General features: G+C 37.5%; 12 protein-coding genes. 9 read left to right on the top strand and 3 right to left on the bottom strand.

Features of this window, described 5'->3' with window-relative positions:
- Window positions 1–43: 43 nt before the first annotated feature.
- Window positions 44–997: an IS30 family transposase gene (locus tag E8M05_RS01720; protein ID WP_003067143.1), complete on the bottom strand. Its 954-nt coding sequence runs from the start codon at window positions 995–997 to the stop codon at window positions 44–46.
- A 228-nt stretch (window positions 998–1,225) separates the two neighbouring features.
- Here E8M05_RS01720 and rpmB point away from each other — a divergent pair, with 228 nt between their 5' ends.
- The 9 genes from rpmB (at window position 1,226) to E8M05_RS01765 (ending at window position 11,464) form a co-directional block, all read left to right on the top strand.
- Window positions 1,226–1,414, top strand: a complete 189-nt coding sequence (rpmB, locus tag E8M05_RS01725) for a 50S ribosomal protein L28 (RefSeq protein WP_136596399.1) — start codon at window positions 1,226–1,228, stop codon at window positions 1,412–1,414.
- Window positions 1,415–1,561: 147 nt separating this feature from the next.
- The gene (locus tag E8M05_RS01730) at window positions 1,562–1,927 is read left to right on the top strand and encodes an Asp23/Gls24 family envelope stress response protein (protein WP_003063261.1); all 366 of its coding nucleotides are present in this window, start codon (window positions 1,562–1,564) and stop codon (window positions 1,925–1,927) included.
- Complete coding sequence (locus E8M05_RS01735) at window positions 1,927–3,591, top strand: DAK2 domain-containing protein (protein WP_003063264.1); 1,665 nt, start codon at window positions 1,927–1,929, stop codon at window positions 3,589–3,591. The genes E8M05_RS01730 and E8M05_RS01735 overlap by 1 nt, the downstream gene beginning before the upstream one ends.
- Before the next feature lie 265 nt (window positions 3,592–3,856).
- Window positions 3,857–5,578, top strand: a complete 1,722-nt coding sequence (gene ilvD / locus E8M05_RS01740) for a dihydroxy-acid dehydratase (RefSeq protein ID WP_048791002.1) — start codon at window positions 3,857–3,859, stop codon at window positions 5,576–5,578.
- Between the two features lie 133 nt (window positions 5,579–5,711).
- A complete protein-coding gene (locus E8M05_RS01745) occupies window positions 5,712–7,415 on the top strand; it encodes an acetolactate synthase large subunit (protein ID WP_003063267.1) in 1,704 nt (567 codons plus the stop codon).
- Window positions 7,408–7,890 carry an acetolactate synthase small subunit gene (gene ilvN / locus E8M05_RS01750; protein WP_003063269.1) on the top strand — a complete coding sequence of 161 codons (483 nt, stop codon included), beginning with the start codon at window positions 7,408–7,410 and terminating at the stop codon, window positions 7,888–7,890. The genes E8M05_RS01745 and ilvN overlap by 8 nt, the downstream gene beginning before the upstream one ends.
- A gap of 69 nt (window positions 7,891–7,959) precedes the next feature.
- Window positions 7,960–8,982: a ketol-acid reductoisomerase gene (ilvC, locus tag E8M05_RS01755; RefSeq protein WP_013851456.1), complete on the top strand. Its 1,023-nt coding sequence runs from the start codon at window positions 7,960–7,962 to the stop codon at window positions 8,980–8,982.
- Between the two features lie 132 nt (window positions 8,983–9,114).
- A complete protein-coding gene (ilvA, locus tag E8M05_RS01760) occupies window positions 9,115–10,365 on the top strand; it encodes a threonine ammonia-lyase IlvA (RefSeq protein WP_013851457.1) in 1,251 nt (416 codons plus the stop codon).
- A gap of 214 nt (window positions 10,366–10,579) precedes the next feature.
- Entirely contained in the window at window positions 10,580–11,464 is an 885-nt protein-coding gene (locus E8M05_RS01765) for an SPFH domain-containing protein (RefSeq protein WP_003063275.1), read from the top strand.
- 88 nt (window positions 11,465–11,552) lie between these two features.
- On the opposite strand, the gene E8M05_RS01770 is transcribed toward E8M05_RS01765, so the two are convergent.
- Both E8M05_RS01770 and E8M05_RS01775 read right to left on the bottom strand, forming a co-directional pair.
- The gene (locus E8M05_RS01770; RefSeq protein WP_003063277.1) at window positions 11,553–11,672 is read right to left on the bottom strand and encodes a putative metal homeostasis protein; all 120 of its coding nucleotides are present in this window, start codon (window positions 11,670–11,672) and stop codon (window positions 11,553–11,555) included.
- A gap of 95 nt (window positions 11,673–11,767) precedes the next feature.
- Entirely contained in the window at window positions 11,768–12,376 is a 609-nt protein-coding gene (locus E8M05_RS01775; protein WP_003063281.1) for a VanZ family protein, read from the bottom strand.
- Window positions 12,377–12,421 lie beyond the last annotated feature (45 nt).

Raw genomic sequence — 12,421 nt, forward strand, 5'->3', positions numbered from 1 at the left:
TAGAAAATCATACGTGCTTTCATAGCCAAATTTCAAGTTCAAATTAGCCAGTCTGTAAAAACTCTTTAGGAGATTTATAATTGAATAGTTTCTTTGGATAGTTGTTAATCCAGTTTTCAATAAATGCGACTTGTTGTTGAGTCGCATTTTTGCTTCCCTTAGGCAACCAACGCCGGATGAGTCTATTATGATTCTCATTAGTACCACGCTCCCAAGAAGAATACGGGTGGGCATAGTAGATATGAGTAGGGTCAAAAACTTCTGCTAAACGACTGAACTCAGCCCCGTTATCAGCTGTGATAGAGTTCATTTGATAATCCTTGAGGATTGCTTTCAGAGCTTGATTGACTGAAAACGCGGACTTATCGGGAATGAGTCGAATGATTTGATAACGACTCTTTCTATCGGTTAGAGTCAACAGACACTCGTTTTTTGCCCGTGTTTGAATAACTGTATCAATTTCAAAATCACCGATATTCTCACGCTTATTAATGCTTTCTGGTCGTTCCTCAATAGACTTTCCAGCTGGCTTAAAATTGGGACTAGCATGCTTTTTCTTAGCTTTCTCTTGTCGAGGATAAAGCATATCAGCCTTGGTCAATCCTAAGTGTCCATGATGAATCCAGTAGTAAATGGTAGAGATGGGAACAGGTATCCCTTTTGACTTTATCATCATCTCGGGAGAGTATTTCTGTTCGATGTAGTGAGTTATCTTTTCTTTGAGTCCCTTGGTTAGGGAGACTTGTTTAACAGAACGTTTGCGATTGTTTTGATAGGCTTTTTGAGCAAAATCAGCTGAGTAGATCACTTCAAATTTTCCTTTACGCACTTGTTGTCTAACCTGACCACGTTTGACTTCGTTGTGAATGGTTTGAGGAGCTTTAGCTAATCTCCTAGCGATTTCACGGTTTGAGAGCCCTTCTTGAAGCCAACGTTCAATCATTCTACGTTCAGTTAGTGTTAAATGTTTACTTTTTGGTGTATAATAGTTTTGCATCTCAGAGTCTTTCTAATTGTTGTTGTGGTGATTACAATTATATCTCTCTGAGATGTTTTTTGATACCCTTAGGTGGCTAACTTCATTTTAGAACTTTCCTACGTGCTTTCATAATTATTTTTTGCTGATTATTTGCTAAAAAGCTTGCGAAAACATGCTGAATATGATATTATTTTATGGTATGTGGTGTAAAGCACCTAGAATCTAAGTAGGAGGACGCAGATAAATATGGCTAAGGTTTGTTATTTCACAGATCGTAAGACTGTATCAGGAAACAACCGTTCACACGCAATGAACAAAACAAAACGTGCAGTTAAACCAAATCTTCAAAAAGTTACTATTCTTGTTAATGGAAAACCTAAAAAAGTTTGGGCATCAGCTCGTGCGCTTAAATCTGGTAAAGTAGAACGCGTATAAAATGAAAAGCCGAAAGGCTTTTTTCTTTGTTTTGTAGCCGGTAATCTTTTATTATTTTTTATTTGTAGCCGGTAATCTTTTATTATTTTTTACAAGACGGCTAATATATGGTAAAATAAACTGATAAAAACTTTTGAGGTAGTAAATATGACTGTGAAAATTAATACAAAAGATGGCCAAATTGAGTTATCTGACGACGTTATTGCAACTGTTGTTGGAGGTTCCGCAACAGAAATTTTTGGTGTTGTTGGTATGGCAAGTAAAAGTGCTCTTAAGGATAATTTTCAAGCGCTTCTGCGTAAAGAAAACTACGCAAAAGGTGTTGTTGTCAAATCAACAGAAAGTGGTATTTCAGTCGATGTTTACACTGTAATGTCGTATGGTGTAAAGATTTCTGAGGTGTCAAAAAACATTCAGGAACGTGTCAAGTTCAACCTTGAAAACCAACTTGGCCTTTCAGCAGATATGGTGAATGTTTACGTACAAAATATTAAAGTTGTAGGAGAAGATTAGTGTCAAATATTACAACCAGTTTATTCCAAGAAATGGTTCAAGCTGCTAGCACACGTCTTGGAAATCAAGCAGAATATGTAAACTCCCTTAATGTTTTCCCTGTCCCAGACGGTGATACAGGAACAAATATGGGAATGACAATTGAAAATGGTGCCAAAGAAGTTGCAGATAAGCCTGCAAGTACTGTTGGAGAAGTTGGACAAATTCTATCAAAAGGTCTTTTGATGGGAGCACGTGGTAATTCAGGTGTTATCACATCTCAATTATTCCGTGGTTTCGGTCAAGCAATCAAAGATAAAGAAGAGTTAACTGGTCAAGATTTAGCTCATGCTTTCCAATCAGGTGTAGAGGTAGCTTATAAAGCTGTTATGAAACCTGTTGAAGGTACTATTTTAACTGTTTCTCGTGGAGCAGCAACTGCCGCTCTTAAGAAAGCAGAAGAAACTGACGATGCTGTTGAAGTAATGCGTGCTGCACTTGATGGTGCTAAACGTGCTTTGGCTAAAACACCAGAAATGCTTCCTGTTTTGAAAGAAGTTGGTGTTGTCGACTCAGGTGGCCAAGGTTTAGTCTTTATTTATGAAGGATTTTTAGCTGCTTTGACTGGTGAGTACATCGCTTCTGAAGATTTCAAAGCAACTCCAGCGGTAATGACTGAAATGATTAACGCTGAACACCACAAATCAGTAGCTGAACACGTTGCAACTGAAGACATTAAATACGGTTATTGTACTGAAATCATGGTTGCACTTAAACAAGGTCCTACTTATGTTAAAGAATTTAACTATGAAGAGTTCCAAGGTTATTTGAGTGGTTTAGGTGACTCACTTATCCTTGTTAACGACGATGAAATTGCTAAAGTTCACGTCCATACTGAAGATCCAGGTCTTGTTCTTCAAGAAGGGCTTAAATATGGTGCGCTTAAAAAAGTTAAAGTTGATAACATGCGTAACCAACACGACGCTGTTCTTGAAAAAGACCAAGCAGTAGCTATTAGCCAAGAAGAAAAAGACTTTGCTATTGTTGCAGTATGTGCTGGTGACGGTTTAGCTGATATCTTCAAATCACAAGGCGTTGACTACGTTATTTCTGGCGGTCAAACAATGAACCCGTCTACAGAAGATATTGTTAAAGCGATTGATGCTGTTAATGCTAAAAATGTTATTATCTTGCCAAATAATAAAAATATTTTCATGGCTGCACAATCAGCAGCAGAAGTATCTGAAGTGCCAGCGGCAGTTGTTGAAACACGCACTGTACCTCAAGGGTTTGCAAGCTTGTTAGCTTTTAACCCAGCACAATCATTGGAAGAGAACGTTGAAGCAATGACAGCCAGCCTTTCTGATGTTGTTAGCGGTAGTGTGACACTTGCTGTTCGCGATACTTCTATCGATGGTCTTGAAATCCACAAAGATGACAACCTTGGTATGGTTGATGGTAAAATCGTGGTTTCAAATCCAGATATGACAACTACATTGAAAGAAATATTTGCTAAAATGATTGACGAAGATAGTGAAATCATCACTATCTATGTTGGTGAAGAAGGAAATAAAGAATTAGCAGAAGAAATTTCTGAATATCTTGAATCAACTTACGAAGATGTTGAAGTTGAAATTCATGATGGTAAACAACCAGTTTATCCATACTTGATGAGTGTTGAATAAAAACATAATAAAGAGAGTCTGAACAATTCAGGCTCTTTTTTTCTGCCCTCAAAGAGCAATACCTATGTAAGAAATGTGTTGTTTTTATAGGAAAATGATTTTATATATAATAGAATCAATTTATCCTATTATATAATAGAAAGCGGTGCTTATATTTTGAAAAGAGAAAAAATTTTAAACTAACAAAATTTTCTGAAAATTATCTTGACTTTATTTTATAAAGTGTTAACATGGAGTGTAAGATTTAATTGATAGGAGAAAACAGATGAGAAGTGACATGATTAAGGTAGGTGTGGATAAAGCACCAGCCCGTGGTCTTCTTTATGCAACCGGGCAAGTAAAATCTGCTAAAGACATGCAAAAACCATTTATCGCAATTTGTAATTCTTACATTGATATTGTTCCTGGACATGTTCATTTGCGTGAGTTGGCAGATGTCGCGAAGGAAGCTATCCGTGAAATGGGTGGTATCCCTTTTGAATTCAATACCATTGGGGTAGACGACGGAATTGCTATGGGGCATATTGGGATGCGTTATAGCCTTCCATCTCGTGAAATCATTGCGGATGCTGCTGAAACAGTCATTAATGCGCACTGGTTTGACGGTGTTTTCTATATTCCTAACTGTGACAAAATTACACCAGGTATGATTTTAGCTGCGCTTCGTACCAATGTTCCTGCAGTCTTTTGTTCAGGTGGTCCGATGAAGGGCGGTATTGATATGACAGGTCACCAAGCGACTTTGTCAAGTCTTTTTGAAGCGGTCGGAACATATCAAGCTGGCGATATGTCAAAAACAGAATTAGATTATCTAGAACAAAATGCTTGCCCAACTTGTGGTTCTTGTGCGGGAATGTTCACAGCTAATTCGATGAACTCTCTTATGGAAGTGCTTGGTCTTGCTCTTCCTGGAAACGGTACGGTTCTTGCTGTTTCTGACAAACGTCGTGAATTGGTACGCCAAGCAGCAAAATATTTGATGGACAATGTCAAAAATAATTTGCGTCCACGTGATATTATCACAAAAGAAGCTATTGATGATGCTTTTGCCCTTGATATGGCTATGGGTGGTTCAACCAATACGGTTCTTCATACCCTTGCGATTGCGCGTGAAGCAGGTATTGAGTACAATCTAAAAGATATTAATGAAATTGCTAAGAAAACGCCATACCTGTCTAAAATTGCACCATCAAGCGTTTATACCATGCATGATGTTCAAGAAGCTGGCGGTATTTCAGCGATTATCAATCAATTGATTAAAAAAGGAACGATTAAGGGTGATCGCATTACAGTTACAGGTAAAACATTGAAGGAAAATGTAGCTGGCGCAGAAATCAAAAATGAGGAAATCATTCACCCACTTGAAAGTCCAATTTCACCAGTAGGTGGTTTGTCAATTCTTTATGGAAACATTGCCCAAGATGGCGCTGTTATCAAGGTCGGTGGGGTTGATTCATCTGTTAAAACCTTCCGTGGTAAGGCTATCTGTTGTGATTCACAGGATGAAGCCCTTGAATTAATTGATAATGGAACGGTTAAAAAGGGTCACGTTGTCGTTATTCGTTACGAAGGACCTCAAGGTGGTCCAGGTATGCCAGAAATGCTCGCGCCAACCTCTAAAATCGTCGGACGTGGACTTGGTAAAGATGTAGCATTGATTACAGACGGTCGTTTCTCTGGGGCAACACGTGGTATTGCGATTGGTCACGTTTCACCAGAAGCGGCAGAAGGTGGTAATATCGCCCTTATCGAAGACGGTGATGAAATCTATATTGATTTGACTAATCGTACAATTGACTTGATTGTTGATGATGCAACACTAGCAGAACGTCGTAAACACTTAAAACCATTCAAATCAAAAATTTCAAGCGGTTGGTTACGTCGTTACACGGCTTTCGCCTCATCTGCGAATTTTGGCGGTTCAATGATGACCCAAGAAGAATTTGAAGAACGTAAAGCTGAACGTGAAAGTCAGGATAAAGAATAAAGTTAAAAATAATTTGTGAAAGTGGACAAATTATTTTTAACTTTCACTTGCTTTATTTTTTTTAAATGTTATTATAGTAACAAGATGTTGGAATTTTTAGATAATTCGGAATTTACATGCAAAGGAGGACTTTGTGAAACAGATTAGATTAAAAGAATCCAAAAACGGATCAGAATTGCTATTGGAAACCTTAGCTAGTCTGGGAATAGATACAATTTTTGGCTATCCTGGTGGAGCTGTTTTACCGCTTTATGACGCTATATATAATTTTGATGGTATTCGCCATATTTTGGCACGTCATGAGCAAGGAGCCCTCCACGAAGCAGAAGGATATGCTAAATCAACAGGAAAACTTGGGGTTGCCATTGTGACCAGTGGTCCAGGTGCAACTAACGCCATTACTGGTATTGCTGACGGGATGAGTGACAGTGTTCCAATGCTTGTCTTTACTGGACAAGTTGGAATGTCAGGTATTGGGAAAGATGCTTTTCAGGAAGCTGATATTATCGGTATCACAATGCCAATTACAAAATACAACTATCAAATTCGTGATGTTGCTGATGTGCCTCGTATTATAACAGAAGCCGTTCATATCGCAACAACAGGGCGTACAGGTCCAGTTGTTATTGATTTGCCAAAAGATGTTTCAGAGACGAAAACAAGCTTTTATCATGACCCAACAGTTAATCTTCCTAGCTATCAGCCGACGGTTGAACCCAATGCACTTCAAGTGAAGAAAATTTTAACTCAATTGAAAAAGGCTAAAAGACCATTGATTATTGCTGGTGGCGGCGTTAACTATGCAGGGGCTTCGCAAGAATTAATTGCCTTTGCCGAACGTTACAATATTCCAGTTGTCTCTACGTTATTAAGTTTGGGAGCTATACCAATTGATCATCCCTTATCTTTGGGTATGGGAGGAATGCATGGTTCATACGCGTCTAATATGGCGTTAACGCAGTGTGATTTTATGATTAACTTTGGTTGCCGTTTTGCGGACCGCTTAACAGGAAATCCAAAGACATTTGCGAAAAAAGCAGTTGTAGCTCACGTTGATATTGACCCTGCAGAAATTGGGAAAGTTGTAAAAACACAGATTCCTATCGTAGGTGATGCCAAACGTGCTTTGGAAATTCTCCTTGAAGCAGATGGAGTTAAGACACGTCACGATGATTGGACAGAATCAGTTCTTGCTAATAAAGCAAAAGCACCATTTAGCTATGATTTCGATGAAACGATTATCAAACCACAGCATGCTATTGCAGCAATTGGTAAGATAACAAATGGGGATGCTATCGTTGTTACCGACGTTGGTCAACATCAAATGTGGGCAGCACAATTCTACCCATATAAAAATGCACGTCAACTCATTACATCTGGTGGACTAGGAACAATGGGATTTGGAATTCCTGCTGCTATTGGTGCTAAACTAGCTAATCCTGATAAAGAAGTTATCGTCTTTGTTGGTGATGGTGGTTTCCAAATGACTAACCAAGAGTTGGCATTGCTAAATGGTTATGGTGTTCCAATTAAGGTAGTCTTGATTAACAATCATTCACTTGGTATGGTTCGTCAGTGGCAAGAATCATTCTATGATGAACACCGTAGCGAATCAACATTTGATGATGAACCAAATTTCCAATTAATGGCAGAAGCTTACGGCATTGCTCATTATAAGTTTACAGATCCTAACACTTTGGAAGAAGATTTGAAAGTTATTACTGAGAATAAGCCAATGTTAGTTGAGGTTGCGATTTCTAATCGTGAACACGTTTATCCGATGGTTCCAACTGGTAAATCAAATAGTGAGATGTTGGGGGTGAAGTTTAATGCGTAGAATGTTGACAGCTAAGCTTCAAAATTCAACAGGTGTTCTTAACCGTTTTACAGGTGTTCTTTCGCGACGTCAGGTTAATATTGAGTCTATTTCAGTCGGGCATACTATGGAACCAAATATTTCCCGAATTACAATTATCATTGATGTTGAGAATTTGGAAGAAGTTGAACAGATTATTAAACAGTTAAATCGTTTGATTGATGTTTTACGTGTCCGTGATATTACGGATATTCCTCACTTAGAGCGTGAAGTCATTTTGGTTAAGTTAACGGCACCAACAAGCAAACGTGCTGAAATTCTGGCTGTTGTTCAGCCATTTCGTGCTAGTGTTGTTGATGTTGCTCCAAAATCTATTACGATTCAGGTGACAGGTGATGCAGATAAAATTGAAGCGCTTCTTCGTGTAGTAAAACCGTATGGTATTCAAAATCTTGCTCGTACAGGTGCGACAGGATTTTCAAGAGATTTTTCTTGATAAACATTAATCTAGTTAACTCTGATGCCTTGGGCATTTAAAATAAAAAATAGAAAAGAGATATTTATTATGGCAGTAACAATGGAATACGAAAAAGATGTAAAAGTAGCAGCTCTTGATGGTAAAAAAATTGCTATTATTGGTTATGGCTCACAAGGTCATGCCCATGCACAAAACTTACGTGATTCAGGTCATGATGTTATCATTGGTGTTCGCCATGGTAAATCATTTGATAAAGCAAAAGAAGATGGCTTTGATACTTATGAAGTAGCAGAAGCAACTAAACTTGCAGATGTTATCATGATTTTGGCACCAGATGAAATTCAAGCAGACCTTTATGCCAAAGAAATTGCTCCTAACCTTGAAGCTGGTAATGCTCTTGGATTTGCCCATGGTTTCAATATCCGCTTTGAATACATTAAAGCTCCAGAAACTGTAGATGTCTTTATGTGTGCTCCTAAAGGACCTGGTCACCTTGTACGCCGTACTTACACTGAAGGATTTGGTGTGCCAGCACTTTACGCTGTTTACCAAGATGCTACTGGTAATGCCAAAGATATTGCTATGGACTGGGCTAAAGGTGTTGGTGCTGCGCGTGTTGGACTTCTTGAAACAACATTTAAAGAAGAAACTGAAGAAGATCTTTTCGGTGAACAAGCAGTTCTTTGTGGTGGTTTAACTGCCCTTATCGAAGCTGGTTTTGAAGTTCTTACAGAAGCTGGTTATGCTCCTGAATTGGCATACTTTGAAGTTCTTCATGAAATGAAACTTATCGTTGACCTTATTTATGAAGGTGGCTTTAAGAAAATGCGTCAATCAATTTCGAATACAGCTGAATTTGGTGACTATGTATCAGGACCACGTGTTATCACTAAAGACGTTAAAGAAAACATGAAAGCTGTTCTTGCAGATATCCAATCTGGTCAATTTGCAGAAGACTTTGTTAATGACTATAAATCAGGTCGTCCAAAACTTGAAGCTTACCGTAAAGAAGCTGCAGACCTTGAAATCGAAAAAGTAGGTAGTGAACTTCGTAAGGCAATGCCATTTGTTGGACAAAATGATGACGATGCATTCAAAATTTATAATTAATTTTTGAAGAGACTTACTGATAAAATACCGATGTTTGTCATCGGTTTTTTATCTATTAGTTGACTAAATGGTTTTAAGTTTTCTATGTGTGCATAGAAAAATCGAAATTTTTGAATATAAGAAGGTTGGTTTATGATTTTAGCTAAGGATGTTGTCAATGCCTATGACGTTTTAAAGGGTGTTGTTGAGCGTACACCGCTTGATTTTGACCGCTATTTGTCAGAAAAATATGGTGCAACAGTTTATTTAAAACGTGAAAATATGCAAAAAGTGCGTTCGTTTAAAATTCGTGGGGCATATTATGCTATCCATGAGTTGTCTGATGAGGAGAAAAAACGTGGTGTGGTTTGTGCTTCTGCTGGAAACCATGCACAAGGTGTTGCTTTTACTTGTCACGAGATGAAAATTCCTGCAACAATTTTTATGCCTGTTACGACGCCGCAACAGAAAATTGGACAAGTTAAATTTTTTGGTGGACCTTACGTCACTATTAAGCTTGTTGGTGATACTTTTGATGCTTCCGCACAAGCTGCACAAGAATTCACTAAGTCGGAAGGGATGACCTTTATTGATCCGTTTGATGACGAAGCTGTTCAAGCTGGTCAAGGAACGGTCGCTTATGAAATCTATGAGCAAGCCCAAGAAGAGGGTGTTGTCTTTGATCAAATTTATGTTCCAGTTGGTGGAGGAGGTTTGATTTCAGGAGTAGCCACTTACATTAAAGATGTGGCACCTGAAATTGAGGTCGTTGGTGTGGAAGCTTCAGGTGCTCGTAGTATGCGTGCTGCCTTTGATAAAGGGCATCCTGTCAAATTAGAAGAAATCGATAAATTTGCAGACGGTATTGCCGTGCAAAAAGTCGGAGATAAAACATTTGAAACAGCTCGCAAGTATGTTGATAAATTGGTCGGTGTGGACGAAGGTTTGATTTCTGAAACATTGATTGATATGTACTCTAAACAAGGGATTATCGCAGAACCTGCTGGAGCAGCGTCAATTGCAGCACTTGAAGTGATGAAAGATGACATCAAAGGAAAAACAATTGTTTGCATCATTTCTGGAGGGAACAATGACATTAATCGTATGCAAGAAATGGAAGAACGTGCACTTATTTATGACGGTGTCAAACACTACTTTGTAGTCAATTTCCCACAACGTCCAGGTGCGTTACGTGAATTTGTAAATAATATTCTTGGACCAAATGATGATATTACGCGTTTTGAGTACATTAAACGCGCCAATAAAGGAAGAGGACCAGTTCTGATTGGTATTACTTTAGGTGATAAAAATGATTACAATGATTTAATTAATCGTTTGTCAGCATTTGACTCATCCTACATCAATTTACATGGGAATGAAAGTCTCTATAATTTACTTGTTTGATAACAATGCAACCTAGTTGTGGTTTACATCCTGACTAGGTTTTTTTATGTCTTTTTGCTTGACTTTTTAGAGAAATACAATATAATTGTATTAATTGATGGGTACAAGAGGGGATTTTATGAATACTGTGTGGTTTATTATTTTTTGTTCTCTTATTACTATCGGATGTGCGATTTCTAATAGTAAAAAGAAATAGTTTTAAAGGAGATTTATCATGATTTTAATTGTTTTAGTTATTTTTCTTATGGTTCTTTTGAGTGTTGTTGCTAGCACACTTTATGTGGTACGTCAACAAACCGTTGTTATTATCGAACGTTTTGGGAAATACCAAACGACATCTGGTAGTGGTATACATGTGCGTCTGCCGTTTGGAATTGATAAAATTGCTGCGCGTATTCAGTTGCGCCTTTTGCAATCTGAAATCGTTGTGGAAACGAAAACTAAGGATAATGTTTTTGTGACTTTGAATGTTGCTACGCAGTACCGTGTTAATGAACAGAATGTTACCGACGCTTATTACAAACTCATGCGCCCAGAAGCTCAAATTAAGTCATACATTGAGGATGCTCTACGTTCATCAGTACCAAAATTGACTTTGGATGAATTATTTGAGAAAAAAGATGAAATTGCACTTGAAGTGCAACATCAAGTGGCTGAAGAAATGTCAACTTATGGTTACGTTATTGTTAAAACATTAATTACTAAAGTTGAACCAGATGCTGAAGTTAAACAATCAATGAATGAAATCAATGCGGCACAGCGTAAACGTGTGGCAGCTCAAGAATTGGCTAATGCTGATAAGATTAAAATCGTCACAGCTGCCGAAGCTGAAGCAGAAAAAGATCGTTTGCATGGTGTTGGTATTGCGCAACAACGTAAAGCTATCGTGGATGGTCTTGCTGAATCAATCCAAGAATTGAAAAATGCTAATGTTGGAATGACAGAAGAACAAATCATGTCTATCCTTTTGACTAACCAATACCTTGATACGCTAAATACCTTTGCAGCTAAGGGGAATCAAACACTTTTCTTGCCAAATCACCCAGAGGGAATCGAAGACATTCGTACCCAAATTTTGTCATCATTAAAGGCAAAATAATAACCAAAAAAAGACCTATTGCAGGCGGAAGGAAGCCTTGCAATAGGTCTTTTAATCTGGCAATATTAGGGATTAATAATGTAAGGAATTAATTTGCTTTTTTGAAGCGTTTATAATCATGAATGATTTTCAACGCACGTTTCCGTGTTTTTATATTGGGACTTTTTAATCTACGATAAGCAGATGCTAAATCGACTTTTTCAGCCATATCAACCTCCTTGTGATAGATTTATTAACGTTAACAAAAAATAGTATAACACAAATTACTTAACCAGTAAAGCATTTTGTGTTATACTAAATTTTTTAAGAGAATTTGATTATTTTTTGTGTGATATGTTGACTTAACCATTTTCTTAAAGCAGTTTGATGTAGCAGAGTGCCAATACTAATGCTCAAGAGGTTAAGGGTGACATCTCCTAAATCAAAAATACCAAGGTGGAAAACGTATTGGGCTGTTTCAATCGTCAGTAAACCAAAGAAAGCTAGGATAAAATTTTCTTTGGAAGGTCGGAAAAGAAAGCCCAAAGGTATAAACATAACAAGGTTCATAATAGGAACAAAGCGGCTACCACTTGTAAAGTCAGAAATAAACGATAATGGATTAAAAGAATAGCCTTGGATACCGATATTTTTCAGCAAAATCACGTAAATCAAAATCATAAAATAAATGAAGTAAGAGACAGCGACTGTCAAACTTGTAATCTTCTTAGTATAAACTAAGTGTATTAGAATGAACGTGAAATAAGTTAAAATCAGTGTAATAATAGTATTTAAGGCAAGGGTAAATGAGACACCATAAGAGGAAATGTAATGGGTATAAGTCATCAGATAGTATTCATAAAACCAACTTGAAAAAGCAAAAGATACAAGAGTTAATGCGATATTGATGATACTTCTTTTTAAAGTTGCCATTTTGATTTCCTCCTTCTAGTGATTAATAGTCGGGGTAATTTTTAC

Source organism: Streptococcus pasteurianus, from assembly GCF_004843545.1.
GTDB classification, from domain to species: domain Bacteria; phylum Bacillota; class Bacilli; order Lactobacillales; family Streptococcaceae; genus Streptococcus; species Streptococcus pasteurianus.